The sequence below is a fragment of the Streptomyces natalensis ATCC 27448 genome (assembly GCF_000935125.1).
In the GTDB taxonomy this organism is placed as follows: Bacteria; Actinomycetota; Actinomycetes; order Streptomycetales; family Streptomycetaceae; genus Streptomyces; species Streptomyces natalensis.
In genome coordinates this window covers 315,191-341,292 of the sequence record NZ_JRKI01000034.1, presented here as the reverse complement: position 1 = coordinate 341,292, position 26,102 = coordinate 315,191, and the positions used below count along the sequence as shown (strand labels likewise).

Genomic DNA, 26,102 nt, shown 5'->3' with positions numbered 1-26,102 from the left:
CTCCGGACCTGACAACTGCCGCTTCAGCCGGTCAGCTTGACTTCCCCGTGCGTCCCGGCGGCGTCCACACCCGGGTAGAGACCGAGCGAGCCGTCCTTCCACCGGACCATGACGTCGTTGGGCCGTTCGTTGGCGACGAATGCCCCGGCGGTCACCACGGTGGCATTGATCCACGGCGACTTTCGCGGCCGGATCTTGATCTCACCGTGGAGTCCTGCGGCGTCGACACCCGGGTAGACGGTGGTCTCGCCATCGACCCAGCGCACCAGCAGATCCGCGGTCTTCTTCCCGGTGAACTCGCCGGCGGCGATCTGCGTGGCGTAGGGCCAGGTGGTCGTGTTCTTCTTGACCAGCGTCTTCTTCGCCTTGTCCGCCAGGCCGTTGGTGTTCAGGTCGGGGTGCAGCGTGACCCGTCCGTCGTCCCAGACGACCACGAGGTCATCGCGCTGCGCATTGGCCGTGTACCGGCCGGCGGTCATCTGCCTGGCGTGCGTCCACGGGCCCTTCTTGACCGGTGCAACGAGCTTCTTCTCGTTGTGGAAGCCCTTGGTGTCCACGTGGGTGTACTGCGTCATCTCGCTGTCGACCCAGCGCACCACCAGCCCGTCCGTACCGTCGCCGAAGCCGGCACTCGTCATCTCCTTGACGTACTGCCAGTTGGTCTTCGGGGCCTGCTTCAGCGGCTTGCCCAGTTGGTACTCGGCGACGAACGGATGGGACGGATCCTTGTCGTCCCCGCCCTGGTAGAGCGTGACCTCGGAGTCGGTCCAGCGGACGATCATGTCCATGTGCCGCGTGCCGCCGGCCGAACCGCCCGTGAAGTAACCAGAGGCGATATGGGTCGCCTTCCCCCAGGGAGCCTTGGGGAAGAGGGCACGATAACTGACCTTCTGAATCCACGTGCTGAGGTCGTCCACCCGGGTGTCCACCGCGCCCTTGCGGGTCTCCGACGGATCGGTCCCCAGACACCCGCCCTGCCAGGACGCGCTGTTGATGCCGACCAGCTCCACCCGCCCAGCGGTCTCCCGCAGTGTTGGGCCACCGGTGTCGCCCTTGCATACGGCGCCGTCCGCCGGGGTCTTGGGGCTGATGCCGATCGAGCCACTCAGCACCGAATCCACGGTGAACGCGGCGTCGGCCAGCCTGTCGGGGACCCACACCGACTTGGTACGGCCGAAGCCCGCGACCTTCAACTCCTCGCCCTGCTCGGGTGCGCCGGTCCCGATGGCCACGGGGGTGACGCCGGCGACCGGCTTGGCGAGTTTCGCCATCACCAGGTCACGGCCCTTATAGGGGACCAGTTCGGCGACGTCGGCGACCGTGCCGGCTTTCTTCGTCAGATCGGTGCTGCCGACCGTGGCGGTCGTCTTCCACTTGGGTGCACCCTCGGCTATCGCGAATCCCTTGTCGGGGTCGTCCGCGAAGCAGCTGGCGGCGGTGAGCACCCACTGCTTGTCGACCAGCGCGCCTGAGCAACTGCGTTTGCCGTCACCGATATCGAGCTTCGTGGCGAAGGTGTGGGCGCTGTTCTTGATGCCCCCGCTTTCCAGGGCCTGGGCCGGGGAGGCGGCGGTCACCGCGCCGGCCGCGACGGTAGCGGTAAGGAGGCCGGTCACCCACGCTGTGCGTGGACGTCTGTTGAACACGTTTTGTTTCCTCATACGCAGAAAAAGAGCTGGGGTTGGCGTGACCTGCATCGGCCGGTCAACCGCCGCCGGACGGTTGTGGCTCACGGGCCGAATTGCTCGGGGAGGCCGCTCGGTTACCCGTTGACGCGCAGCTCGACCAGAACCGCCGGCTTTCCGCTCGAACCCGGGCTGATGTCACCGGTTCCGACGGGCTTCGAGGCGCCCTCGTTCACGTGCACCGTCTTCTTCTTGCCCTCGGAGGTGACGGTGGCCTGGAAAGCCGGTCCCTTGGAGTCGACGGAGAATACTTCGGGAACCTCCAGGGTGAGGAAACCCTTCTTCCCGGTGGCCTTGAAGCAGTACTTGAAATTGTCGGCGCTGGTGCTCGTTGTCCGCACCAGAATGTTGGCATCGACACACTCGCTCAACACGATGTGACCATCTCCCCGAACCAGCTTGATGCCCTTCTCCTTCAGGAGCTTCGCCGCGTTCGGATAAGCGAAGTCCTCCACCGCGGACGGCGGCCTGTCACCGGCAGATGCCTGTTGAGCAGCGGCGTTCACGGGCGGTTGGGCCGCCTGGGCAGCGGCGATGGTGGCGGCTCCCGCGAGGGCCGTCGCAGTGCCTATAACGCCGACGAGCAGCGCCGTGCGTGCGCGATGTATCACCAGAGATTCCTTCCCGACGGTGTGCGGTGACAGTGGTGGCCGCGTGTATTGCCCGGATTTAGGGCGAAGGAAAACGTATCACCTGTGAACTGGTGCAAGTCCACCAATACCCGCCCTATAACGAATCGAGAACGATGCCCGATTTCTGGGCAACCATGACCTTCTGATATCCCGGAGTGGGAAGGCGTACGGCTCTCGGCATCGATCCCCTGGGGCGGCGTTGAACCTGCCAATTCCCCTGACATCACTGTCGATTGAGCCGGATACGCATGCCGCGCCATTAATGGCGGTCCACAATCAACGAGAAGGGTTTGCTTCGTGAGGCGCAGTGACCGCTCATACAGAGCGGGGAAGTCCTGGTCGCGTGGCATACGCGGCATGAGTGCGGGCGTCCTGCCGCTGGCACTCATGGCAGGAATTGTCGGGCCCAGCCCGGCAGTTGCCACGGACAAGAGCACAGAGGGCGGTGAAGGAATCGTCAGTCCGATTCCGGAGACCGACCGGGGCCGCGTCGTAGCGGCTTGGATAGATGGCGGGCCTGGCGTCAGGGCGGCGGCAGAGGCCGCGCTCATGGGAAGCGACACGGACATAGGCCGTTTCCTGGACTCCGAGAAGGGCATCGCCGAACGAGGTGACGAGCAGGTCACCGCCGTTCAGATCTCCTCCGTGGGTGGGGAGAAAGTGCGTGCCGCAGCACGGAAGGCCCTGGACGGCACCACACAGGAGCTGCGCGGCTTCCTGAAGGACGGCTGGAAGACGCCGCTGGAGATGGACCAGCGGGTCCGGGTCGCCCAGATCATGAGCATCGGCGGGCCAAAGCTCCGAGAAGCAGGGCGGGCCGCGCTGGACGGTTCCAGCCAGGACGTCCGGAAGTTCCTCACCGACGGTCAGTACACCGCCGACGAGGCCGACGACCGGGTGCGGCTCGTCCAGATCATGAGCATCGGCGGCCCGGCGACCAAGAAGGCCGCTCAGTCCGTCCTCGACGGCTCGGTCGAGGAAGTCCGGGAATTCCTGAACGTGGGCCAGTACGTGGCCCGTTCGCGCGATCAGGAACGTGCGACGGTGGCGCAGCTGGCGCGGCAGGCCAAGGAGGCCGGCGCCCAGGCCAAACGGGAGACCCAGGCCGCCAAGAACGCCTCGGCCCGTGCAGTGGAGGCTGCCAAGCTGGCCAAGGAGGCCGCGCAGAGAGCCGCCAAGGAGACCGCGGCGGCCAAGAAGGACTCCGTCCGCGCGGCGAACGCCGCCGGCCGGGCCGCCGACGCGGCACGTGGGGCCGCCCGTGCCGCCCAGCAGGCCATCAACGCTGCCCAGGCAGCCAACAGATCGGCCCGCATCGCGGCCGGTGCAGCCTCCCAGGCTGACTCCGCCGCGGCCGGCGCCGCCACGGCGGCATCGGTGGCACGCATCCACGCGGCGGACGCGGCATCGGACGCCGGCAAGGCATCGGCCGCGCGCCAGGCCGCCCAGCGGGCACGCGAGGCCGCCAAGGGCGCTCATGCAGCGGCCGACGCCGCCCAGCAGGCAGGCGAAGCCGCCGCCCAGGCCGGTGTCGCGGCCCACGCGGCAGCCACTGCCGGGGCGCACGCCAATGCGGCCGCGGATGCGGCAAGCGAGGCCAGTGGGTACACCGATCAGGCCGGCATACAGGCCCGACGGGCGAAGCAGGCTGCTGCCGCGGCCCGCCGCCAGGCCCACGAGGCGACCCGCGCCGCCAACCAGGCGGGCGGCCTGGCCGACCGGGCGTCCCGCGCGGCACATGAGGCCCGGGACGCGGCCAACAAGGCGGCCGAGCACGCCGATGCAGCGGCGGACGAGGCGGAGAAGGCGGCCAAGCACGCCGGCGAAGCCGACAAGGCCGCAGCAGAAGCCAAGCGGCACACCAAGGCGGCCAAGGAAGCCGCCGACGAGGCCACCGGCGCGGTGAAGAAGGCTCGGTCCACGTACGACCTGGCCCGCAAGGTCGAGGCCGAGGAGCTCAAGACCCGCACCGCGGCCGGTGTCGAGAAGGCCACGGAGCTCAAGGAAGCGGACGACGAGCGCAAGGATGCACAGGCTCGCGCGGCCAAGGAGGCCAAGGACCTAGACGCCGAGGCCAAGCGTCTGTCGGCCGAGGCCGCCAAGCCCGGCGCCGACGCCAAGGAGCTGGCGGTCAAGGGCCGCAAGGTCGCACTCGGTCTCATGAAGACCGGTAGCCCCTGGAACCGCACCGCTGCCGAGGTGGCACTCGCCGGTTCGGACAACGACATCCGAAAGTACCTGCAGAGCGGCCTGCACGAAGCCCAGGAGCAGGACGAACGCGCCCGCGTGGAACGCCTGGCGGAAGACCCCAAGTCGGCCGGCGTCCGCAAGGCCGCCCAAAAGGCACTGGAGGGTGACGCCCAGCAGGTGCACGCATTCCTCACCACCGGCGCGCACCAGGCCGCAGCCGCCGACTACCAAGTCCGCGTGGTGCAGATCTCCAGCATCGGTGGACCGGAGGTCAAAAAAGCCGCCCGGACCGCTCTGGACAGCGAGTCACCGGTGAAACTCGCCGAGTTCCTCACTGAAGGCCAGTACACGGCCCGCAAGGCCGACGAGCAGGTCCGCGCCGTGCAGCTGATGAGCATCGGCGGTCCCGAGCTCAAGGCCGCCGCCGAGATCGCCCAGGCCGGTCCGCCCGAGCTCATGCACGTCTTCATCCAGACCGGGCAGTATCAGGCAGCGCGTGGGGACAAGCTCACCGCGACTCATGTCGCCGATGTGCAGCACCTCATCGCCGAAGGGGCCGGCGCCGCTGCGACCGCCCAGAAGCACGCCGCGGAAGCCGCGCGCGCTGCCGCCCTTGCGGACAAGGCCACCGCGGATGCAGACAAGTACGCCAAGCAGGCCAAGTCCTCCGAAGCCGAAGCCAAGCGGTACGCCGCCCAGGCCAAGAAGTCCGCGAACGAAGCCGAAGCCTCCGCCGCCCGGGCCAGGGAGTCGGCAAAGACCGCCCGCAAGGCCCAGGCGGACGCCAACCAGGCGGCGGCCGGCGCCATCCACTCCGCCACGCGCGCGCAGAGCTCGTACGACCTGGCTCTTGGGTCCGCCGCCAACGCCTGGACCGCGGTCAAGAAGGCACGCAAGAACGCCGAACAGGCCGGCAAGGATTCCAAGGCCGCCGATAAGGCTGCCGATGAAGCCAAGAAGATTTCCCTTGACAAGCAGCGGAAGGAGGAAGCCAAGTGGCAGAAGATAAAGGAAGAGTGGCTGGAGAAGTATGACCCAGAGCAAGGGGACGACAGCTGGGTCCCCGATTGGCTGAAGAACTCCGCCGGCACAGTCTTCAACTATGGCAAGGCAATCCTGACCAACGGTGACTTTTGGGCAGGACTCATCGAAACCGGCGTGGGTGCCGGGATGATGGTCGGCGGATCAGCGGGTGATATCGGGGGTGGTGGCCTGTGCATCACTGGCGTCGGCTGCCTGGCCGGTGCTCCCGCGATCGCTGCAAGCACCTCACTGATAGTCAGCGGCGCATACACCGCGGCCGACGGCGCCGGCCGCCTCGGGGAAGGTCTCAACACAGCTCTCAACCAAGCTCGTTCAACAGGCCGCACATCGGCTGGGGGCCAGAACGAGCAGCGGGCCATGGACCTCGTGAAGGAATACCCGGAATACGGGAACAAACTTCCTCTGGAGATGAAAGACCCCAGGTGGCCGGCCAAGGATGGATGGGTGAAGATGGAGCAATTTGTGGACGATATCGAAATTCACTACGTTTACAATACGCGGACCAGAGCGGCTGAGGATTTCAAGTTCAAAGACCGAAGTGCTGGGTGAAAATGCAGAAGTTGATGAACAGTCTCCGGACGCCAGCGTCTGCATATGGCAGGATGTGCACATGATGACCGAGTCCAACCCGAACGAGCCGCATTCCGGAGACGGAACTTTCGAGCCTCCTGCCGACTCCCCGTCGAGTGACAAGTGGCCAGCAGGTTGCATGCCCCCAGGCACTCGCGTAACGGTCATCCAGGACCCCTCATGGGACGGGCCGTGGCAGGTTGAGTTCCAGGGAACGATCGATGATCTCAGTGCCCCCGAGCCCGTGCAGCATTCCCTCGCAAGGGAAGGGGAACTGGCCTACTGGGTCGTCTTCGACGAGCCGCAGCACGACAGCAGCGGGGACGGCCCTTTCCGGAAGGCTTGGATTTGGGATCGATACCTGAAGAGGATTCCTGAGGCGTAGGTCTCCTGCGGTTCCCGGATGACGACCTGGGAGAGGAGCGCTTTCCCGTTGCGTGGCAAGACTGACTTGTCCAATACCTCAGTCGGTCACCCAACGGGAACGCGCATCATCCGTCTGGAGAACGGCCGTTGATGGCGACACGACCATGTAGAGCGATCCCTGCGGGCCTCACATCGTCCTGGTTCCCGAGATCGCACGCAAGCTCGCCGTCCCGTCCGGCAAGAATTTAAGAGCTCGTTGCATTTGGTGGTGATCAATAGAATGCGGTCGAGGTGAGCATGGAGGATGACACGGAGACCATCTGCCGGATCTGCGGATACGACGACGAACTGTTCTGGGAGGGCGGTTGGCCGACGGCGTTCATATGCCCCTGCTGCGGCAATGAATCCGATGTCGGCGACGCCAGCGTCATGAGCCTGCGCAACTACCGCGGATACTGGGTGAGGCACGGCGCCCAGTGGCACGATTCGCTGGAGGAGTGCAAGCGAAAGCTCCAGGGCTGGGACCTACTGAAGCAGATGGCGAACATTCCGCCCGAGTGGCGCTGACCTGGATCGGTCGTGGGTGCTGTTATCTGCCGAGACGTCGATGACAAATGAGGTTCCGGCGATGCCGGCGGAGGCGTGAAAGAGCTCCGGCTTGCGTTCGTAGCGGCGCTGCGGGCGGCGGAAGGCGCCCATCCGGCTCGTCGGCTCTTGCCGCTGACGTTCGCCGGTTCCTGGACGGCGGCCGCCCAGCAGGAACCCATTGACTTTCGGCGCCGCCTGGCACAGGTTTGCCGGAGCATGTGCGCTTTGCTGGGTGCCCTCTTGCTGATGGCGATCACGGACCGGCCCTGTCATTCGGAAAAAAATTCCCCGATAGCAGGGAATCGCCGGTCTTGAGCGACTGGTGAAGGCACTTGAGAAGGATGCGTGAGCCATGCCGATCACGTCGCGATTCATGCGCACTGGGACGCTGGATGTGTCTGTGCCCGGAGCCGACTACCGTGACGTAGTGGGCCGGTGAGGTGAGCCCGAAGCATTTGCAAGTCAATATCCGGTCGACTGCTTGCACGGTGACCTGGAGCTCGGGCTCACCAAGAGGGGAAGGCTCTACTACATCCAGATCCCTAAGAGCCAGAGGTCATCTGGTCCCGAGTAGACCGCTCCGGCGTGGAATTCTGGCAGGACGAGAGAGACGGGTAGATGTCCATTCACCTCGCGGCGCTGGACATCTACCGACACGATCACGAGATTGCCGCCCGCTGATCTCGGATGATGGAGAACACGGAGATGACGAATAAGTTCGTGGCCGAACCGGACCCCACGCAGGAACTGGCCTGGCTGCGCGAGCGGCTGACGCCGGAAGTCGATGTGCGGCAGCATGTCGTTACCGAGATTGTTCCTGAGGGTTTCCCGGCTTACGTACGTGTCTTCCACTCTTGGTGGCTGGAGGAGGTGCCTGGGCTGCGGAGGACGTGGCGGGAGATGGCGGAGGCTTCCGGTGCCCCATTTCACGGCGAACTAAGTGGTGGGCCGTTGCGGCATGAGATGCTGAATCCGCCCGTGGGGGAACAGTGGGAGACCACTGGGGCGGAAGCCGATGCGGATACCCGACGGGGGCTTGTGGGAATTCTGTCGGATGCCACGGCATCGGGCCAAGCGGTCTTCTTCAGCTATGAGCTTGCCAAAAGTCTCTGGGATGAAGAGCCCATCGTCTGGAAGTCCTCGCTCACTGCCCTGGAGGCGGTTAGGGCCCACACAGGCGAAGAGTACGGCGGGCCGGAGCACTGGTGGCCCGCGGACCGCAGTTGGGTCGTCGCCTGCGACTGGGATCTGACCTCCACGTATGTGGCGTGTTCGGAAGAACTGGCCGAACTCCTTGTCCGCAGTGATCGCATCGAAGCACTCAGAGTCGCCCCGACCGCACGTATCGACGGTACGTGATCGACTCAGAAAGAGGGACGGTGCAGCCGACCGGGGCAGTGTCCCTTGGGGCGGCGGCCTCTCCTCCGTGGGGCTGCTTCGTCCGTCTCGTCGTCACAGGCGTCCTGGGGCTGCCCTCATGATCCCCGCCGACCCGGGCGACCACCACCGGCAAGCCCCGCCCGTGCCGTCACCAGCCCGCCGTGCGGGCACATCAGGGGATCTGGGCCTCGATGTGGGCGAGTTGGGCGGCGAGGATCTCTTCGAATGCGGCGCGGCGGTCTGCTCCGAGGGGGCGGACGTCGCGGGCGAAGTGGGCCAGGGCGGGGTAGCGCTCGGGGTCGGCGCCGAGTACCGCGACGCGGAACTGCTCCATGCCCTGTTCGTACTCCTCGGGGGTGATGGTGCTGACGCCGGCCTCGGAGGCGATCAGCGCGGCGAGGAGGATCACGATGCGGTGGTAGCGCGCAGGGATCTCCTCATCGGGCAGGCCGGACGCCCGCAGGGCCTGTAGCAGCTCCTCCATGACCAGCCGGGATCCGGTGCCGCCGGACGCATAGCGTCCCCAGATCGCGGCGAGTTGGGGTTGCTCGCCGAAAGCCGCGCGCAGGCGCAGGGCCAGGGCCGTGATGCGCTGCTTCCAGTCGCCCTCGGGGCGGTAGCCGTCCATGGCGGCCAGGAGGATCCGGTCGGCGACCGCGCGCAGCAGTTCGGTCTTGTTGCGGAAGTGCCGGTAGAGGCTGGAGGAGTCGGTCCCGAGCGCTGCGGCGAGCTTGCGCACGCTGAACGACTCGGCGTCGCCCGTGCGGAGCAGTTCCGCCGCCGTGTCCAGGATCTCCTCGGTCGACCATCGCCTTCGGCCTGTCATCTCGCCCCTTCGCCCCTCTCGTTCGCCCCTTTGCCCCTTCGCCCCTCCCGTCCGGACTCAGCCTAACCTATGCACTTGCCGTTGCACGCAGTGCGTGCATAATGAGGGCAACGTGCTGCCCGACCGTAACGACACACCGGCATCCAGCCGGGGGGAGAAGGAGACATGAGCGAGACCACCGCCGCGCAGCGGCCGCCGTTACCGGACTTCTCGGCGATCACGACCGAGGAACTGTTCGCCTACCGCGACGCGGAGAACCGCTTCCGGGCGTCCGGCGCGGCGCGGGCGATCATCGGGGAACCGGACCCCGGCGCCGCGATCGACTGGCAGGAGATCGCGCTGCCCGGCCGCGACCTCCCGGTCCGGGTGTACCGACCGGCGTCGACGGGCGAGGGCGAGGCCGCCGCGCGGACCGACCTGCCGCTCGTGGTCCATGTCCACGGCGGCGGCTTCGTGGGTACGGCGGTGCAGTGCGATTGGACCAACAGCCACCTCGCCGCCCAACTGCCCGCGCTCGTCGTCTCGGTCGAGCACCGCCTCGTCGCCCCGGACAGCCCGTTCGCGAACGCCGCCGATGACGGCTGGGACGTGCTCCGGCACGTGGTGCGGCATGCCGCACAGTGGGGCGTCGACCCGGCGCGCACGGCCGTCTTCGGCGAGAGCTGCGGCGCGCTGATCAGCGCCCTGACGGCCATCCGGGCCAGGGAGGCCGGCCTGGAGCTCACGGCGCAGGTGCTGGTCAATCCCGCAGTCGAGGTGACCGAGACGATGTTCGACTACCCCTCGATCGCCACGTACGCATACAGCCCGACCCCCGCCCTGCCGCTACTGCGGCTCGTCCAGCGGCTCGCCGTCCCGCCGGGAACCGACGCCCGCGCACTCTCGCCGCTGTACGCCGACAACCTGAACGGGCTGGCGCCGGCGCTCGTGGTGGTGCCCACCCACGATGCGGTGGCCGATCACGGCCGCCGCTACGCGGAACGCCTGCGCGCGGCCGGGACGCCGGTGCGGCTTTCCGAATACCCGGGCGCGCAGCATGCGTTCCTGGCCATGCCCGGCGTGGAGCAGCAGGCCGGGGCAGCCCGGGCGGAGATCCTCGCGTTCCTGCGCGCGGCCCTGGCGGAGTGACGGAGCGGAGTCAGGGAGTGGAGTGACACAGGAGCCATCGGACCTCACCGCGCTGGAGTCCGATGGCTCCGCGGTCTCCCGGCTCGGCTTTGGCTGCATGAGTATGACCGGCGCCTATGGTCCCGCCCATTCGCAGGCGGCTGCGGCCCCTGACCTGGCCGCCCGCACCCTGCGCCTGAGCACGACCGACCTCGGCGACCTCAGCGACGTCGACGCTGCCGTCCCCGTCACCGGCCACCGAAGACCGCGACTGACATGATGTCACCTTCGTTCGGCTTCGCATCCGAACGTGAGGAAACGGAAGGAAGCGTCCCGACGACATCGCTTTGAGGCGCACCCCGCCCCGAGATACGCGGACGGGCTGGGGGGCGCGCCTCGGGCGCTGTGGTGTCGGAGGCACGGACTCCACTGACACGGACACAACGCCGTGGACCCGGACCACACCAGGTCACGCACACCACCGACCAGAGAGGCAGACACAGTGAAGCGGATCGGCATCATCGGAGTGGGCGAGATCGGCCGAGCCATCGTGGAGGGCCTGCGTCACGGCGATGGTCACGGGGACGGTGGGTCGCCAGAGGTCTTCCTCTCCCCGCGGGGAGCCCGCACTGCCGCGGAGCTGTCCGAGCGCTACGAGGGCGTCCGGGTGTGCGCCGACAACCAGGAGGTGGTGGACCGTTCCGAGTTGGTGATCATCGCCGTGCGCCGCCAGGACCGGCACGAAGCACTCGCGGGGCTGAAGGTGGACCACGACCGGATCGTGGTCAACGTGATGGCCGGCGTCGGCAACGACGAGCTGCGCCGGATACTTGCCACTGACGCCACTGACGCCACTGACGCCACTGACGCCACTGACGCCACTGACGCCACTGACGCCCCGCTGGTCCGGGCCATCCCCCTGCCCGCTATACGCGAACGTCGCTCCGTCACGGTGACCTACCCCTCGCACCCGGAGGTGAATTCCCTCTTCGGGCAGCTGGGCGGAGCGCTCCCCGTCCCGGACGAGGACGCCTTCAACGTCCTCTCCGCGCTGACGGGAACGCTCACCGCCCACTACACCTATCTGGCCACGCTCACCTCGTGGGCCGCCGGACACGGCATCGCCCCCGACGAGGCCGACCGCTACGTTCGCGGCCTCTTCCAGGGCATCGGCCGCTCCCTGAGCGACGAGACCCGCTCCCTGCACCAATTCGCCGCCGACCACGAGACCCCGGGCGGCAACAACGAACGTATCCGCACCACCTGGTTCGATGCGGCCAACTCCGAAGCCCTCAGGATGGCCCTGGACGGACTCCTCGCCGATCTGACGTAGCCCCCCGGCTGACGTAACCCCCGGGAAAAGGCTCGCAGCCGGGTTCGCCGTGGATTCGGCTCAAGGCCGACGTTCGTGGAGCGGAGCCTTCTCTTCGGGGGCGGGGCACCCGGCCCTCATGATCCGCTGGGCTGGTCCGCGGCGCTGTCGTGGTCCTGGGTGTCGGCGGCAGCGATCCGGCGCGGCAGTTTCGCGGCGACGGCGATCGTCACCAAGGTGAGAGCGGCCGCGACGGCGAAGGCGAGCTTCATGCCGCTCAGTTGCGCGGGTACGGCGGCGATGCCGTCGGCGACCAGGTGACCGCTGCGCGCGGACATCACGGTCACCACGAGCGCGGTCCCGAACGCGGCGGCGACCTGCTGCAACGTCCCGAGCATCGAGCTGCCGTGCGAGTACAGATGCGGGGGAAGGGCGCCCATGCCAAGGGTGAAGACGGGGGTGAACGTCGCCGCCAGGCTCACCATCAACAGGGCGTGCAGTCCCAGCACCTGCCAGTACGGCATCGTCATCGAGACCTGGGTGAAACCGCCGAGCGCGAGCACCATGCCGATCGAGCCGGGCAGTACCAGCGGCCGGCTGCCGAACCGGTCGAACAGCTTTCCCACCATCGGTCCCAGCAGGCCCATGGCCAGGCCGCCCGGCATGACCAGCAGGCCGGTCTCCAGCGGGCTGAGCCTGCGCACGTTCTGGAGGTAGAGCGGCAGCAGGATCATCGCCCCGAGCATCGCCAGGAAACCGATGGATATGAGGGCCAGGGAAAGGCCGTAGGCGCGATGCTTGAGGGTGCGCAGGTCCATCAGCGGTACGCCGGTGCGTTGCAGCTTGAGCTGGCGGATCACGAAGACCGCGATGGCCGCGACCCCGGCGATGACGATGCCGATGCCGAGCCCGACCCTGCCGCCGGTGTCACCGAGGAGGCTCAGGCCGTACACCAGGCCGCCGAAGCCGAGCGCCGCCACGGAGACGCTGAGCCAGTCGATGGAACTCACCTGCGGCTCGCTGATGTTCTCCACCTTGCGCATGCCGAACAGGGTCACCAGAGCCGCGATCGGCAGGACGACCACGAACAGCATGCGCCAGGAACCGACTTGCAGGATCAGCCCGGACACGGCAGGTCCGAGCGCGGGCGCCACCGAGATCGCCAGGGTGACGTTGCCCATCACCCGGCCGCGGTCGTGCTCGGGCACCACGATCATCAACGTGGTCATCAGCAGAGGCATCATCACGGCCGTGCCTGCGGCCTGCACGATCCGACCCAGCAGCAGCACCTCAAAGGACGGTGCGGCGGCTGACAGAGCGGTACCCGCGAGGAACACGCCCATCGCGATGGCGTAAGCCTGGCGGGTGGTGACCCGTTGCAGGAACCAGCCGGTGATCGGAATCACGGCGGCCATGGTCAGCATGAACGCGGTGGATACCCACTGCGCCGACTGCTCGGTGATGCGCAACGAGTGCATCAGGCGCGGGATGGCGTTGATCAGGATCGTCTCGTTGAGGATCACCACGAACGTGGCCATCACCAACAGCCGCACCACGGTCGGTATTCGGCCCGTCTGTACGGCAGGTCGTTCTTGTTGTTCTTGTATCGCAGCTGACATGCGGCACCTCGCTGGGGTTCCTGGTCACAGTCGCCTCGCAGCCAGGGGCTGACGGCACGAACGTGGGTGATAAAGCCGGTAAAGGCCGGCACGCTTGGCAGAACACACCGGTCGGTCCGAGTCTTCCGCATTGTCGCGCCGAACTCACCAGAATTTTCGCGCCCGCTCGCGAAGGCATCCGCCGGCGACGCCGTGCCCGACGGACCCGCACCAGCACGAAGTGCGAGCTCATCGCGACCCGATGCCGGAGGGCCAGGCCAGGTCGGAGCTATGACGTTCGGCGCATTCTCCGTCGCACCCGGATGGCAACGCGGAGCGCGACGGTCAGATACGGCGCGCACCGGAACGGGACGCGGAAGGCGATGCTGCGGTGTTGCCTTTCCCGCCGCTTGGCGCGGGCCTGGGGCAGTGCGGCGAAGAGCTGCTCGTACCGGTGGGCGATGGGTGCCGGGGCGAAGCGGGCGGCGTTGTGGAGGGCGGTCGTGCCCATCCGGCGGCGGCCCGGCTCATCCTCGATGAGCTCGCACAGTGCCTGGGCGAGCGCGTTCGCGTCACCCACCGGCACCAGCAGGCCGTCGGCCTTCTCACGGATTATTTCGGCCGGGCCGAGCGGGCAGTCGGTGCTGACCACCGGCACCCCGCAGCGCATCGCCTCCACGATCGTCATGCCGAACGATTCGGCGTCGGAGGAGACCGCGACGACCGACGCCTTCGCAAACTCCGGCTCGATGGGCGAGCGCGCTCCCATCAGGTGGACGGTATCGCCCAGCCCGAGCCTGCCGATGAGGGCGGCGAGCCGCTCGTGTTCCGGCCCACCGCCGTAGATCCGCAACTGCCAGTCCGGGTGCTCGGCGGCGACCTTCGAGAAGGCGTCGATGAGCAGGTCGTAGCGCTTGCCGCGAGAGAGCCGCCCCGCCGCTGCGACGGTCTTCGCCGTGCCGTCGGACGGTGGGAGCAAGGGGTCGGGGACGCTGTTGGGGATGGCGAGGACGTGGGCGCCCGCCAGCGGCATCCTGGCGCGGTAGATGGCGGCGTCTGCCTCGGTCGTGGTGACCAGCGCGTCCAGACTCCTGTAGTGCGGGGCCAGCTCGGCGCGCAGCCATCTGCTGTGCCTGTCGTGGCTGAGGTGCTCCTGGGCGATGCGCAACGCGCGGCGCGGCCCGAAGCGCGCGAGGTAGACGTTCAGACCGGGCCTGGTGCCGATGAATACGTCGGCGTCGTGGTGGCGCAGCAACTTCTCGGCGCGGACGTCGATGAGCCTGTTGTAGTGACGATGCTGCGTTTCCGCCGCCGGGAAGGCCCGCGCGGCCCGGGAGTACAGCGGGTTGCGTGTGTCGGCGCTGTCCGGTCGGGTGTCCACCAGCGGGACCAGAGTGACCCGGGGGTCGATCGTGAGGCGTGGATTCTCGCGGTGCCGCATCATGGAGACGATCTCGACGTCGTGCCGGTCGGCCAGAGCGGCGGCGAGATTGAACGTGGTGCGTATTGTCCCGCCGATGCCGTAGGCATTGTGCAGGAGGAATGCGATCTTCATCCGCTATCTCTCCGTCGGGGCTCCGGGAGACATGCAATGGATCATATGTCGTAAAGCCTGAGGTAAGTCGACGGTAAATCGACAGTAAGCGGAATGCGAGAGGGAGATAAGAAGGTCGGGGGAAGCTCGACGGGAAGCTCGGTGCCCGTAATCCCGACAGATCGGCGCAATACGGGAGTTCTGGACCTCACCGGCATGGGCGCCCGACCCGACGGATACGTTGTAGACGCTATGCGTCCGATCGGGTGCAAGGAATTACCCAACCGTCGCCATTTCGGCGTCCGGTTCCTTGGTGAATTCACGATCGGACATGCCTTGCTCGCTGTGGCGTCGTCCTGCGGCCGGTGAGTGCTCCCGGGGGCGCAGGCGCCCCAGACATGGCCGTGGTCGGTCTCCGTCAGCGTGTACCGCGCCTGCACATGGCGATTCTCGTTTTCAGAACTGATGCTTGCCCGCGTCAGGACCCGGCAGGAGTAACGGATTCACCGTTTCACAGCGATTCCATCGGGCGTTCCTACCGTTCTACGTGACGTGTTCGAGGTGCGCGCGCAAGCGGACTCGCGATCACGTCCGCATTCGCTGGAACAGAGAGCTGAATCAGAGAGCTGAAACGGAGAGGTGAATTATGGCAACCCGGAAGGCGCGTCACGTAATTGTCAGGGGCATGGCGGCAGCGGCGCTGGTGGTACCGGCCCTCATAGTGAGCGCAGGCACGGCGTCGGCCACGACCGACGACATCGTCACGGTCGCGAACGCGAATCTCGACCATCATGCCTGTGACACGAACAGCGCGGGCGAACAGGGCTACAACTCCAGTTGCACGGGCGCAGGTGGCTCGCCGGAGAACTGGTGCGCCGACTTCGTGTCGTGGGTCTGGGCGCAGTCGGGCTACAACGTCAGCGGGTTGACCCCGGCGGCCGGCAGCTTCGGACAGTACGGTGCGGGGCTGCACCCGGATCCCCATGTCGGTGACGCCGTCGTCTTCAACTACAACGGCAACGGATACGCCGATCACGTTGCCATCGTCACGGCGGTCAATGACGACGGGACCATCGAGAGCATCGGCGGCAACGAAGTCACCAACGATCCTTCCACCTCCGCAGCCCACCACGACGGTCCCTACAGCGGTGCGGTGGGGGACAGTTCGTATTGGGGCATGACGATCAGCGGCTACGTCTCTCCGACCAACTAGCCTCATGGTCCGTGACGGTTCGCCGGGTCGTCCGGCCAACCGTCACGGCTCGTGGCGCTGTTCGCGTAGGGCGCTACCCGAGCGCCGTTTCGATGCCGGCGGCGACGTCGAGTACGAGAGGGGCGCCGAGGGACCAGGCGTGGGCGGTGGGGCGGTGCAGGGTCTGGACGAGCAGAACCGCACCGTGCGGGTGTGGATCGATCGTCAGCCGTCGTGGCACCTGCCAGGTGTGGTGCCGGTCGGGTCCGGCCGTGGCGGGTGTGAGAGTACGGGCCAGGTCGAGCAGTTGGGCATCCCGGTTCAGGCGGTCCGTGATCGTGGCATCTCCTTCCCAGGGGGAGGAGCCACGGGTCGGGCCGAGACCGAGTTCGATGCGGGAGGGAACCCGCGTCGTCAGGAGCACGGCGTAGAGAAGCGGGCCCAGCCCGAGACTTCGGCGGAATCCCGAGCGCCCGCTCATGACCGAGGCACGCAGTTCGAAGCCCCTGGGCGCGGGGGAGTCGACATGGACGAGGCAGTACGTCGGCGCGGGCATTCCGCTGAAGCGCTCGCGCGGCGGCAGCAGGCTCCCGGCCGGCACACCGGCGCTCTCGGCCGGCAAGGTTACGGCCGACGGTGGCTCCGCAAGGCCGAGTTCGTCCCTCAGCGCTGCGGCCATGTCGGCGGCAACCCTCTCCGGATATGCGTTTCGGCCGGTCCAGATGGCGGCAGGCATCGCGGTTCCCTCGCTTCCTCAGGAGAGTCCGGTCCTCAGGAGAGCCCGGCGGCTTCCTGGCGGACCTGCGCTGCCTGGTCACCTTGGCCCAGGGCAGCCAGCAGCTCGCTCAGACGTCCCAGCGCCTCCCGCCGTTCCACATGGAAGCGCCCCGGTCGTACCCGGGTGAGCTCACGCCACAGCTCGGCAGCCTCCCTGGCCTGTGCCAGGGCTTCCGTCTGCCGGCCCTGAGCGGCCAGTTCATCGCGGCTGTCGTCCAACTGCCGGGCCTGACGCAGCAGTGTCTGGCTGCGGTCTTCCACCGGAGCCGGAGCAGCGGCCTCCTCCCGGGCGACCCGCCGCCTGCGTACGGCCACGCTGAGAGCTCCCACCAGGGCAATCAGCGCACCGGTGATGACTGCCGAAACCAGCTTGTGCAACAGGTCGTCCATCGGGGTCTCCGTTCGTTCACCGACCACGTGCACGTACGGACAGGTGTCAAGGACATGGGTGCGCGACGGGTCGTTCGGTTCGTTGCCTGCCACTCTCGCGGGAGGCGCTGAAATGCCGATGAACTCCCGATCTGCGAGCGGCCGGAAGACCAGGGCTTCGCGCGACCACCTCCGTGCTCAGCCCGGACGGTGCCCGTCGCAGGAGATGTCGAGGACGACGCGGCGGCCTTTGCGCGCAGCCGTTGGGCGTGGGACTGGAGAGCCGCCGCGTGGGCGCGTAGCCGGGAGGCGGCAGTACGCCGGCCGTCGGGGGGACCGGATGGTGCGGTGGCGGTACCGGACGATGGTCCCGCCGCCGCGGCTCGACGACTCGGGCCAGAGCGTGCGCTACGGGCACCGGCCGCCCCCTGGCCCGCATGCAGGTCCCCCCTGCCCACCCCCCGCTCCCGCCGTATATAAGCTCCCGTCTGTTGACGAGCCTGACGGGGGAGAAGCCGGGTGGAGAGGCTGCGGCAGGACGATCCTGTGCGGATCGGGGACTTTGTGGTGCTGGCCCGGCTGGATGCCGACGGGAGCCGGGGTGTGCCCGAGCGTCGGTATCTGGCGCGCAGTGCTGACGGCGGGCGTACCGTGCTGGTGTGCCTGCCGCCGGCCGGTGGTGACCCGGCGCGGTGGGCGACCGAGGCGCAGCAGGCGGTTCGGCTGGTTCAGCCCGGGTTCTGGCCGGTTGCCCAGGTCGGGGGGTCGCCGGCCTTTCCCTGGTACTCGTCGCCCTATCGGCCCGTGTTGCCGTTGCCGGCTGTTCTGGCGGCGTACGGCGGGCCGCTGCCGGAGGCGTTGGTGCGCACGGTCGGCGGCACGCTGGCCGAAGCCCTGGCCTCGGCGCACGTCCTGGGCGTCGTGCACGGCGGGGTCTGCCCGGCGGGCGTGCTGCTGACCGCCTGCGGGCCGCTCCTGGGCTGCTTCGGCGCGACCCGCGCGACCGCGGTGGCAGGGGACGCGCCCGTACCGGCCACCGTGCTGGAGACCGGCTGCCTCGCTCCCGAACTGGCGGCGGGCGGACCGGCGGACCGGGCCGGTGACGTCTACGCGCTGGGTGCCGTGCTGGCGTACGCGGCGACCGGGCAGACCGTGCCCGAGCGGCAGGAGATCCCCGTCGGCCTGCGGGAGATCGTCACGGCGTGCCGTTCGCGCGACCCGGAAGGCCGGCCCGAACCGGCGAGGGTGCTGGCCGAGTTGCTGCCGGGCGCGGCGTACGGCGCGCTGACCGCCTCAGTGGAGCCGGTGTCGCTGCCCGGCCGGGTCGTCGAGGCGCTGTCCCGTCAGTCGGCCGAGGTGCTTGCCGCCGCACTCCCCTCCCCAGAGCGCTGAGCGCCATGATCTCCCCACTCCCGTACGACGACCGGCAAGAGCGCTGAGGCCATGATCTCCCCACTGCTGCATGACGACCCGCACACCGTTGGGCCGTTCCGGATCCTCGCCCGCCTCGGTGCGGGCGGTATGGGCACCGTCTACCTGGCCCATTCGGCGGGCGGCCGCACGGTCGCGGTGAAGACGCTGCACACCCGTCTCGCCGCGGACACCACGCTGCGGACCCGCTTCCGGCTGGAGGCGGACGCGGCACGCGTCATCGGCGCCCGTCACGGTGCGGTGGTCGTCGACGCCGACCCCCAGGCGCCGACCCCGTGGCTGGCCACCGAGTACGTCCTCGGCCCCCCGCTGGACGCGGCCGTCGAGGCGGGCGGCCCGCTTGCGGAGCCGGCCGTGCGCATGCTCGGCGCCTCCCTCGCCGCAGGTCTGGAGCAGCTGCACCGCTCCGAGGTGGTGCACCGCGACCTGAAGCCGTCGAACGTCCTGGTGACGGCGCAAGGCCCGCGGATCATCGACTTCGGCATCGCCCGGGCCTTCGGCGACGAGCATCTGACGAACGTCGGCAACGCCGTGGGAACGCCGGCGTTCATGTCTCCCGAGCAGGCGGCGGGCCTGGAACACGCGGCGGCGGGCGATGTGTTCGCGCTGGCCGGGGTGCTGGTCTTCGCCGCCACCGGCGTCGGCCCGTTCGGCGGCGGGGCCCCCACCGACCTGCTGTACCGCGTCCGGTACGGCGAGCCCGACCTCAGCGGGGTTCCCGAGCCGCTGCGTCCCCTGCTCGTCCGCTGTCTGGCCAAGGATCCCGCGCACCGCCCGTCCACCACCGAGCTGCGGACCGCGCTGGGCGGCGGCGAGGACGCCCCGGCCGACCGCGGCGGCTTCGCGGACCTGCTGCCCGACGCGGTGCTGAGGGAGATCGCCCGGCGCAGCGACGAGGTGTGGCGCGAGCCGCCGCACCGCTTGCCGCCGCCGGTGCCCGCCGAGGCGCCGCGGCCCGAGGCCGCACCGGCGGGCATCTCCAGGCGGCGGCTGCTGTCCGTGGCCGGGGGTGCCCTCCTGGGCGGCGGCCTGCTCGGCGGCGGGGGCTGGGCCCTGTTCGCGGGGTCCGGGGGCACCGGGGGCGGCGGCACGAAGAAGGACGCCGTCGACCGGCCGAAGCCCCCGACCCAGCTGTGGAGCAACGCCCTGTGGTGCCCGGCCTCCGGCGGCGAGGTGATGCAGGTGGGCCGGAATCTGGTCATGCGCGCGGGGATCGTGCTGTGCGGCATCAACGCCGAGTCGGGCAAGTCGACCTGGCAGGCGAGCATAGAGGAGACCTGGCGGTCGGCCACCGACGGAACACGGGTGTACGCCCTGCGGGGGTACCGGGAGAAGGCGTCGCTGGCGGTGTGCGAGGTCTCGCAGACCACCGGCTACCTGGGCAAACCGCTGGCCGAGCTCTCCGCGTTCGCTGGCAAGGAGCAGTTCAACCAACTGCTGTGCGTGGTCGACGGCATCGCCTACCTGGTGGCCCGGGCCGCCTCCGGCAAGAGCTGGTACCTGGTCGCGGCCGATCTGAAGTCGGGCAAGGAGCGCTGGCGCAGCCCGGTGGAGGGGCCGCAGGCCCAGGGTTTTCCGCCGGCGCTGTGCGGTGCGGTCATCGGGTCCCGGGTGGTGCTGTGCGGGAGCCCGTCGACGGACTCGCACTTCATCCTCCTCTCGTCGCACGACAAGAAGCACGGCCGCAAACAGTGGGAGATGTCCGAGACGTTCGCGGGCGCCACCCCGCCGTCCCGGCTGGTCGCCGACGACCACAACGTCTACCTGGGTGCCGAGAACCTCACCGCCCGCCGGCTGTCCGACGGCGGGCTGGAGTGGATGGTCGGCAACGGGCGCGACGTGGGCGACAGCGCGGGAGAGGAACGCCGCTACGGCGCGCCCCTCGTCCAGGACGGCGTCGTCTACTGCACCGAGGCCGACCGGGGGCTGATCGCCGTCGACGCCCTCTCCGGCACGCTGAACTGGCAGGAGAAGGGGCTGTCCGGCAGGAAGAACAGCCGGGACGTGACTCCGGCGGTCGGCGAGCGGTACGCCTACTGCGCCGACGACAAGGGCCTGCGCGCCGTCGACCTGCGCGCCCGTAAGGCGGTCTGGACGTACGAGGCCACGCCCCTCGTCCTGACCGCCGACCCCAAGGGCGGCCGGCTGTACGTCCGCCAGGAGAAGCGGACCCTCGCCCTGCCGCTCGCCTGACGCCCCGCCCCGTCCAGTCCCGTCCCGCACCGCCGTTCCCGATCCAGGAGACCACCGACTGTGAAACCCCTCGGCCAGGGAGATCCGCTGCGCCTGGGCCCCTACCGCCTGCACGGCGTCCTCGGAGAGGGCGGTATGGGCAAGGTGTACTTCGGAGCGGACGCCTCCGGACACCCCGCCGCGGTGAAGGTCCTGCTGCCGGAACTCGCCCACGACGGACACCTGGCCGACCGTTTCCTCCGGGAGGCGCGGACCGCGCAGGCGGTGACCAGCGAGGGCGTGGCGCGCGTACTGGCCGCCGAACTGGAGGGCGGCAGGCCCTGGATCGCCACGGAATTCCTGGCCGGCCCGACCCTGCACGACGCCGTCACGAACTTCGGGCCGCTCGATGAGGCCGCCGTGCGGGAACTGGCGCGCTCCCTGGCCCGCACACTCCAGGACGTACACGCCACGGGGCTGGTCCACCGGGATGTGAAGCCCCCCAACGTCGTCCTCACCTCGCGCGGCCCGCGCCTGATCGACTTCGGCATCGCCCGCCCCGAGCACGGCCTGACCCTGACCCGTACCGGACAGATTCCGGTCACCCCCGGCTATGGCGCGCCCGAACAGGTCCTCGGGCAGCGCGTCGGCCCGGCGGCCGACGTCTTCTCCCTCGGCGCCGTCCTCGCCTTCGCCGCGGGCGGCCGGCCGGCGTACACCGGCGCCGAGGTCACGGCCGTCCTGTACGAGGTCGTGCACGGCAGCCCCGACCTGGAGGCCGTTCCGGAGGGCCTGCGGTACCTCGTCACGCCCTGCTTCGCCAAGGACCCGGCGGCACGCCCGCTGCCGACCCAGGTCGCCGACGCCGCGGAGGCGCCGCGGCAGCCCGAACGGCTGTGGAAATCCGGGGGGTTGGGAAACGAGATCCGGCAACGGGAAGCGGCGGCACGCCGCCTGACGGCCCGTCCGGCCGGACCCTCGACCGCCCCCGAGGGCGGCGCGCCCGGCGGCACCGCCCGCCTCACCCGGCGGCGGCTGCTGACCGCGGCCGCCGGCGGCGGGGTGCTGGTGGCCGCGGCGGGCGGCGGTGCCGCCTGGTGGCTCAGCCGTGGGGACGCCCCGCCCGACCCCTTCGACATCCCGCCGGCCGCAAAGGTGCGACCCGCACCGCTCGGCTCCGTCGAGGGCTCCCCGAAACCGCTGTGGGGCCCCATCCAGGACGTGGCCGACGCCGGATCGCCGGCTCCGCTGCCGGTGCGCGATGTGGTGGTGTTCGCGGCCTCCGGGGGCGGGGTCGCGGCACGCCGGGTGACCGACGGCCGGGAGCGGTGGCGCATCGGCGACGCCAAGGCGGACGCCGGCTACCTGTCGATCGGCGACCGGCTGGTGGCCACCGCCGACGGCGACGGGACGCTGCGCACCTGGGTGGCCGCCACCGGGTCGCCCCGGTGGACGGTGGACGCGGAGGTGGGCGCCCTGCTGGCCGCGGACGCCCACGACGTCTACCTGCTGACCACCGACGGCCGGCTGCGCTGTGTGGGGACCGACGGGAAGGTGCGGTGGACCCGGCGGCCGCCACTGACACTGTCGGGCGGCCACCCGGCCGCCGCCCTCGGCGCCGGCCATCTGGTGCTCTGTTCGGAGGCGGGGGACGTGGCCGCGGTCCGTGCCGAGGACGGTTCCCGCGCATGGGTCCGCAAGGGGCAGGCCGCGGGGCCGCTGCGGCCCGCGATCGACGGCACCACCGTCTATCTCGGCGGTACCAGCCTGGCGGCGGTGGAGGCGTCCGGCGGCCGCGAGCTGTGGGCCCTCAACCCGCTGCGGCCGCCGAGCCGGGGCACCGCCGGATGGGGGCCGCCCGCTGTGGCCGGCGGCGTGGTCTACGCACTGGACTGCGATGCCCTGCGGTCGCTGCACGCCGACGGCAGCCAGGCCGCCGACCCGATGATGGTCGCCGGCGTCGCCCCGCCGTGGCGGCCACCGGTCGTCCAGGGAAACAGCGTCTGGGTGGTGGAGAGCGAGGAAACCGGGGTGACCGGCCTGCCGCGCTCCGGCCAGGACCAGCATCAGACGTACGCCCTCGCCGGCGGCGGATCCCGCTCCGTCGCCGCCGGCGGCAACCGTCTGTTCGTCCTCAACCGCGCGACGCTGCTGGCGTTGCCGGTGTACTAGGGCGGCGCGCAACCTGGCTAGAAGCTGAAGCTCATGAACGCCCCGTATCCGCGCTCGGCTGCCGCAGCGAAGAAGGTGACAATTTCGCCGTAGGCGCCCTTGAGCCACTCCAGTTCATCCTCGGGGCGGAATTGCCACGTGTTGGGGTACACGTTGCCCCGCGTCATCCGCTGCGGGGCGTAGTGGGCCGCCAACTGCTCCCACGGGGTCGCTCGCAGTCGTCGTGCCAGGGTCTCGATCTGTTCCGCGGACCACCCGAACAGGGTGCCGTCCTCCAGGATCGGGGACCCGTCCATCAGGAAGTCGAGGGGCACGTCCGTCGCGTCGAAGAGGAACTGGAGGCCGGCGAACGCCTTGTCCGGGTCTCCATAGGGACGGTCCGGCATCGGAAAGTCGTCGTTGTCGTACAGATCGTAGACGAAGGCTTCAGCCCAACTCGGTTCCTTCTCCGCCCTGTTCAGCTCCTCGGTTGTCGCGCAGATGAACCCGATGCTGACGCCCATGGAAAACCATCCCCCTTGGTGTACCGCTCGTTGTACTGCTTGCTTGACCTCTTGATCGAACAACGGCGGCGAGTGTTCCATACGGCTCTGACAATGGGCTGCGCTGGGAAGCGCGCGCTCGGCGGCCGCAAGCAATGTGGCGGCGTCCGGGCCGTCGAAGCCCGTGAAACCCGGGACCGGAATGGTCACTTGGGTGGCGTCGACGGACTGCCCAAACCGCTCGAAGGGCTCGGCACGGGGACCGGACCGCGCCACCGGAATGCCCTTACGGCCGATGTCAGCGAGGACGGCGCTGACCTGCGCAGACGGCACAGCCTGGCAGATGCCGCCAGCCCGCCCCGGCGTACCCATACCCCCTCCGGGTACGATGCGGAACAGTCCATTCGACAGCGCACGTCGGAACAGTCCATTCGGCAGCGCACGGGAGGTTGCCAGTGTCCGGGCAGCGGAGATCCACCGCCTTGTGCGGTCGGCTGCTGCTCTTCACCGCGCTGCTCTTCGGCATCGTCGCGATGCACAGCTTCGGACACCCCGCCGAACACTGCGCGTCCCGTGTGTCCGGTGATGCGGATATGTCCGGCAATACGGCTATGTCCGTCAGTGTCACCGCGACGGCCGTTCGCATGCCCATGCACCACACCGCGGAATCCGCGGCCGAGGCGCGCCGGGCCGAGCACCCGAAGCCCGTCGGAGGGATGGACCCGTCGTCCGTCTGCCTGGCCGTGCTCGGCGCCGGGGTCCTCGCGCTGCTGCTCGGCGCGGCCTTCACGCACCGGCCGACGGACGTACCGGCCGCCGTCCTCGCGCAGCTGCCGCACGCCCTACGGCCGATTCCACCGCCCCGCCGCGGAACGCTCCTCGCCCAGTTGTCGGTGCTGCGCGTATAGGAACGCCATCCGCCGCTCCCTCCGGAGCCGCGGACTGCGCCAACTCCCCTACGCCTTACGCATCAACACCGATACGAGGTGCACCCCATCATGCGCACACCCACTCGCCGCGCCGTGCTCGGCACCGGAATCGCCTTCGCCGGCGGCGGACTGCTCGCCGCCTGCTCGGGTTCCGGCACTGACCATGCGGGCCACGGTGACAAGCCGCCGGCCGGCTCCGAAGGCTACGTGTCGCCCCACGGCAAGGAGGTCGCCGCCGCGGAGACGAAGCGCGCGGCATCCGTAAGCGGCTCCGTCCGGAAGGTGAAGCTCACCGCCACCCCGGCCCGCCTCGACCTCGGCGGCCGTACAGTCAGCTCCTGGGCCTACGGCGACGACCTGCCGGGCAAGGAGGTCCGCGTCACCGCGGGCGACACCCTCGCCCTCACGCTCGCCAACCACCTGCCGCAGCCCACCTCCATCCACTGGCACGGCCTGGCCCTGCGCAACGACATGGACGGCACCCCCGGCCTGACGCAAACGCCGATCAAGGCCGGGGCCTCCTACGAGTACCGCTTCGCCGCCGCTCATCCCGGCACGTACTGGTTCCACCCGCACTCCGGCGCACAGCAGGACCGCGGGCTGTACGCCCCGCTGATCGTCGAGGACCCCAAGGAGCCGCTGACGTACGACAAGGAGTGGGTCGTCGTCCTGGACGACTGGGTCGACGGCGTGGACGGCAGCACGCCCGACGCGGTGCTCGCCGAACTCGGCAACGGCATGGGCGGCATGGACATGGGCGACTCCGGTGGTATGGACATGGACATGGGCGGACAGGGCATGTCCAACATGTCGATGACCACCAGGACGACCGCCAAGGCGGCCCCGTCCTCCAAGCCCTCCGCCAAGCCCTCCGCCAAGCCCTCCGCCAAGCCCTCCGCCAAGCCCTCCGGCCCGTCCCGGATGCTGATGGGCGCAACCAGCAGGCTGCTCGGCGGCGACGCGGGTGACGTGGCCTACCCGTACTACCTCGTCAACGGCCGCACGCCCGACGATCCGCAGGTCTTCCGCGCCCGACCCGGCGACCGTATCCGCATCCGCTTCATCAACGCCGGTGGCGACACCGCCTTCCGCGTGGCCCTCGGCGGCCACACGATGACCGTCACCCACACCGACGGCTTCCCCGTCGAGCACGCGGAGACGGACGCGCTGCTGCTGGGCATGGGCGAACGCTACGACGTCCTGGTCACCGTCAAGGACGGCGCCTTCCCGCTCACCGCGCTGGCCGAGGGCAAGAAGCGGTCGGCGATGGCGGTACTGCGCACGGGTGGCGGTGCGGCGCCCAAGCCGTCCGTACGCCCCAAGGAGCTGGACGGACGGCTGCGGCAAGCCCGGCAGCTGAAGGCCGACGGATCGGTCCGCCTGAAGTCCGGCAGGCCCGATCGCACGATCGCACTCAGGCTCACCGGTTCCATGGCCGCCTACGACTGGGCCATCAACGGCAAGAAGTACGATCCGGCGCGGCGGTATCCGGTCCGCTCGGGCGAACGCGTGCGGCTGTCCTTCGTCAACCGCACCCAGATGTGGCACCCCATGCACCTGCACGGCCACACCTTCGCGCTGCCGGACGGCGGGCCGCGCAAGGACACCGCGATCGTGCTGCCCGGCCAGACGCTCGACGTCGACTTCGACGCCGACAATCCGGGGCTGTGGATGATCCACTGCCACAACGTCTACCACGCCGAGTCCGGGATGATGACGGTCCTGGGCTACCGCAGGTAGCCACCG

21 protein-coding genes and 1 pseudogene are annotated in these 26,102 nt (G+C 69.2%); 13 read left to right on the top strand and 9 right to left on the bottom strand.

Annotated features, from left to right (window positions below; translation table 11 throughout):
* Nucleotides 1-23: 23 nt before the first annotated feature.
* Both SNA_RS26185 and SNA_RS26180 read right to left on the bottom strand, forming a co-directional pair.
* Nucleotides 24-1,616: a S1 family peptidase gene (locus SNA_RS26185; RefSeq protein WP_241779846.1), complete on the bottom strand. Its 1,593-nt coding sequence runs from the start codon at nt 1,614-1,616 to the stop codon at nt 24-26.
* A gap of 146 nt (nt 1,617-1,762) precedes the next feature.
* Nucleotides 1,763-2,296 carry a hypothetical protein gene (locus SNA_RS26180; protein ID WP_241779845.1) on the bottom strand — a complete coding sequence of 178 codons (534 nt, stop codon included), beginning with the start codon at nt 2,294-2,296 and terminating at the stop codon, nt 1,763-1,765.
* Nucleotides 2,297-2,674: 378 nt separating this feature from the next.
* On the opposite strand from SNA_RS26180, the pseudogene SNA_RS45450 reads away from it, so the two are divergent.
* The 3 genes and pseudogenes from SNA_RS45450 to SNA_RS26165 all read left to right on the top strand — a co-directional run.
* Nucleotides 2,675-3,043 (top strand): annotated as a pseudogene (locus SNA_RS45450) (ALF repeat-containing protein); the annotation flags it as partial.
* Nucleotides 3,044-3,064: 21 nt separating this feature from the next.
* A complete protein-coding gene (locus SNA_RS26175; RefSeq protein WP_241779844.1) occupies nt 3,065-6,100 on the top strand; it encodes an ALF repeat-containing protein in 3,036 nt (1,011 codons plus the stop codon).
* Between the two features lie 684 nt (nt 6,101-6,784).
* On the top strand, nt 6,785-7,054 hold the full coding sequence (locus SNA_RS26165; protein WP_030066036.1) for a hypothetical protein: 270 nt from the start codon (nt 6,785-6,787) through the stop codon (nt 7,052-7,054).
* On the opposite strand, the gene SNA_RS42775 is transcribed toward SNA_RS26165, so the two are convergent.
* The gene (locus tag SNA_RS42775; RefSeq protein ID WP_157880095.1) at nt 7,013-7,450 is read right to left on the bottom strand and encodes a hypothetical protein; all 438 of its coding nucleotides are present in this window, start codon (nt 7,448-7,450) and stop codon (nt 7,013-7,015) included. The genes SNA_RS26165 and SNA_RS42775 overlap by 42 nt on opposite strands.
* 330 nt (nt 7,451-7,780) lie before the next feature.
* On the opposite strand from SNA_RS42775, the gene SNA_RS38620 reads away from it, so the two are divergent.
* A complete protein-coding gene (locus SNA_RS38620) occupies nt 7,781-8,434 on the top strand; it encodes a hypothetical protein (RefSeq protein WP_157880094.1) in 654 nt (217 codons plus the stop codon).
* 193 nt (nt 8,435-8,627) lie between these two features.
* On the opposite strand, the gene SNA_RS26155 is transcribed toward SNA_RS38620, so the two are convergent.
* Nucleotides 8,628-9,281 carry a TetR/AcrR family transcriptional regulator gene (locus SNA_RS26155; RefSeq protein WP_030066038.1) on the bottom strand — a complete coding sequence of 218 codons (654 nt, stop codon included), beginning with the start codon at nt 9,279-9,281 and terminating at the stop codon, nt 8,628-8,630.
* A 165-nt stretch (nt 9,282-9,446) separates the two neighbouring features.
* On the opposite strand from SNA_RS26155, the gene SNA_RS26150 reads away from it, so the two are divergent.
* The 3 genes from SNA_RS26150 (at nt 9,447) to SNA_RS26140 (ending at nt 11,721) form a co-directional block, all read left to right on the top strand.
* Complete coding sequence (locus tag SNA_RS26150; protein ID WP_044367000.1) at nt 9,447-10,409, top strand: alpha/beta hydrolase; 963 nt, start codon at nt 9,447-9,449, stop codon at nt 10,407-10,409.
* Nucleotides 10,410-10,431: 22 nt separating this feature from the next.
* Nucleotides 10,432-10,668: a hypothetical protein gene (locus tag SNA_RS26145; protein WP_030066039.1), complete on the top strand. Its 237-nt coding sequence runs from the start codon at nt 10,432-10,434 to the stop codon at nt 10,666-10,668.
* Between the two features lie 222 nt (nt 10,669-10,890).
* Complete coding sequence (locus SNA_RS26140; RefSeq protein WP_044366997.1) at nt 10,891-11,721, top strand: NAD(P)-binding domain-containing protein; 831 nt, start codon at nt 10,891-10,893, stop codon at nt 11,719-11,721.
* A gap of 116 nt (nt 11,722-11,837) precedes the next feature.
* Here SNA_RS26140 and SNA_RS26135 read toward each other — a convergent pair whose 3' ends face one another.
* Both SNA_RS26135 and SNA_RS26130 read right to left on the bottom strand, forming a co-directional pair.
* Nucleotides 11,838-13,319: an MDR family MFS transporter gene (locus SNA_RS26135; protein ID WP_030066042.1), complete on the bottom strand. Its 1,482-nt coding sequence runs from the start codon at nt 13,317-13,319 to the stop codon at nt 11,838-11,840.
* 268 nt (nt 13,320-13,587) lie between these two features.
* A complete protein-coding gene (locus SNA_RS26130) occupies nt 13,588-14,853 on the bottom strand; it encodes a glycosyltransferase family 4 protein (protein ID WP_078970203.1) in 1,266 nt (421 codons plus the stop codon).
* A gap of 664 nt (nt 14,854-15,517) precedes the next feature.
* Between SNA_RS26130 and SNA_RS26125 the strand changes: the two genes are divergently transcribed.
* On the top strand, nt 15,518-16,045 hold the full coding sequence (locus tag SNA_RS26125) for a CHAP domain-containing protein (protein WP_030066044.1): 528 nt from the start codon (nt 15,518-15,520) through the stop codon (nt 16,043-16,045).
* 73 nt (nt 16,046-16,118) lie between these two features.
* On the opposite strand, the gene SNA_RS26120 is transcribed toward SNA_RS26125, so the two are convergent.
* Both SNA_RS26120 and SNA_RS26115 read right to left on the bottom strand, forming a co-directional pair.
* A complete protein-coding gene (locus tag SNA_RS26120; RefSeq protein WP_241779843.1) occupies nt 16,119-16,703 on the bottom strand; it encodes a hypothetical protein in 585 nt (194 codons plus the stop codon).
* A 92-nt stretch (nt 16,704-16,795) separates the two neighbouring features.
* Nucleotides 16,796-17,191, bottom strand: coding sequence for a hypothetical protein (locus SNA_RS26115; RefSeq protein WP_030066046.1), 396 nt, complete (start codon nt 17,189-17,191; stop codon nt 16,796-16,798).
* A 498-nt stretch (nt 17,192-17,689) separates the two neighbouring features.
* On the opposite strand from SNA_RS26115, the gene SNA_RS26110 reads away from it, so the two are divergent.
* From SNA_RS26110 to SNA_RS26100, 3 genes are read left to right on the top strand one after another with little or no spacing between them, the layout of a single operon-like run.
* Complete coding sequence (locus SNA_RS26110; RefSeq protein ID WP_044366994.1) at nt 17,690-18,562, top strand: protein kinase family protein; 873 nt, start codon at nt 17,690-17,692, stop codon at nt 18,560-18,562.
* 51 nt (nt 18,563-18,613) lie between these two features.
* Nucleotides 18,614-20,794, top strand: a complete 2,181-nt coding sequence (locus tag SNA_RS26105; RefSeq protein ID WP_052808990.1) for a protein kinase domain-containing protein — start codon at nt 18,614-18,616, stop codon at nt 20,792-20,794.
* 60 nt (nt 20,795-20,854) lie between these two features.
* Nucleotides 20,855-22,945: a protein kinase domain-containing protein gene (locus tag SNA_RS26100; RefSeq protein ID WP_044366992.1), complete on the top strand. Its 2,091-nt coding sequence runs from the start codon at nt 20,855-20,857 to the stop codon at nt 22,943-22,945.
* A gap of 17 nt (nt 22,946-22,962) precedes the next feature.
* Here the strand turns inward: SNA_RS26100 and SNA_RS44295 are convergent, their stop codons facing one another.
* Nucleotides 22,963-23,799, bottom strand: a complete 837-nt coding sequence (locus SNA_RS44295) for a YfbM family protein (RefSeq protein ID WP_241779842.1) — start codon at nt 23,797-23,799, stop codon at nt 22,963-22,965.
* Nucleotides 23,800-23,882: 83 nt separating this feature from the next.
* Here SNA_RS44295 and SNA_RS26090 point away from each other — a divergent pair, with 83 nt between their 5' ends.
* Both SNA_RS26090 and SNA_RS26085 read left to right on the top strand, forming a co-directional pair.
* Complete coding sequence (locus SNA_RS26090) at nt 23,883-24,335, top strand: DUF6153 family protein (RefSeq protein WP_030066053.1); 453 nt, start codon at nt 23,883-23,885, stop codon at nt 24,333-24,335.
* A gap of 90 nt (nt 24,336-24,425) precedes the next feature.
* Nucleotides 24,426-26,096, top strand: coding sequence for a multicopper oxidase family protein (locus SNA_RS26085; protein ID WP_030066054.1), 1,671 nt, complete (start codon nt 24,426-24,428; stop codon nt 26,094-26,096).
* The last annotated feature ends 6 nt before the right edge of the window (nt 26,097-26,102 follow it).

Bases quoted from the DNA above. Each gene is read 5' to 3' on its own strand.
- SNA_RS26175 (WP_241779844.1), top strand. From the start codon at position 3,065: ATGGACCAGCGGGTCCGGGTCGCCCAGATCATGAGCATCGGCGGGCCA.
- SNA_RS26165 (WP_030066036.1), top strand. From the start codon at position 6,785: ATGGAGGATGACACGGAGACCATCTGCCGGATCTGCGGATACGACGAC.
- SNA_RS42775 (WP_157880095.1), bottom strand. From the start codon at position 7,450: ATGAATCGCGACGTGATCGGCATGGCTCACGCATCCTTCTCAAGTGCC.
- SNA_RS38620 (WP_157880094.1), top strand. From the start codon at position 7,781: ATGACGAATAAGTTCGTGGCCGAACCGGACCCCACGCAGGAACTGGCC.
- SNA_RS26155 (WP_030066038.1), bottom strand. From the start codon at position 9,281: ATGACAGGCCGAAGGCGATGGTCGACCGAGGAGATCCTGGACACGGCG.
- SNA_RS26150 (WP_044367000.1), top strand. From the start codon at position 9,447: ATGAGCGAGACCACCGCCGCGCAGCGGCCGCCGTTACCGGACTTCTCG.
- SNA_RS26135 (WP_030066042.1), bottom strand. From the start codon at position 13,319: ATGTCAGCTGCGATACAAGAACAACAAGAACGACCTGCCGTACAGACG.
- SNA_RS26130 (WP_078970203.1), bottom strand. From the start codon at position 14,853: ATGAAGATCGCATTCCTCCTGCACAATGCCTACGGCATCGGCGGGACA.
- SNA_RS26125 (WP_030066044.1), top strand. From the start codon at position 15,518: ATGGCGGCAGCGGCGCTGGTGGTACCGGCCCTCATAGTGAGCGCAGGC.
- SNA_RS26120 (WP_241779843.1), bottom strand. From the start codon at position 16,703: ATGGCCGCAGCGCTGAGGGACGAACTCGGCCTTGCGGAGCCACCGTCG.
- SNA_RS26115 (WP_030066046.1), bottom strand. From the start codon at position 17,191: ATGGACGACCTGTTGCACAAGCTGGTTTCGGCAGTCATCACCGGTGCG.
- SNA_RS26105 (WP_052808990.1), top strand. From the start codon at position 18,614: ATGATCTCCCCACTGCTGCATGACGACCCGCACACCGTTGGGCCGTTC.
- SNA_RS44295 (WP_241779842.1), bottom strand. From the start codon at position 23,799: ATGGGTACGCCGGGGCGGGCTGGCGGCATCTGCCAGGCTGTGCCGTCT.
- SNA_RS26085 (WP_030066054.1), top strand. From the start codon at position 24,426: ATGCGCACACCCACTCGCCGCGCCGTGCTCGGCACCGGAATCGCCTTC.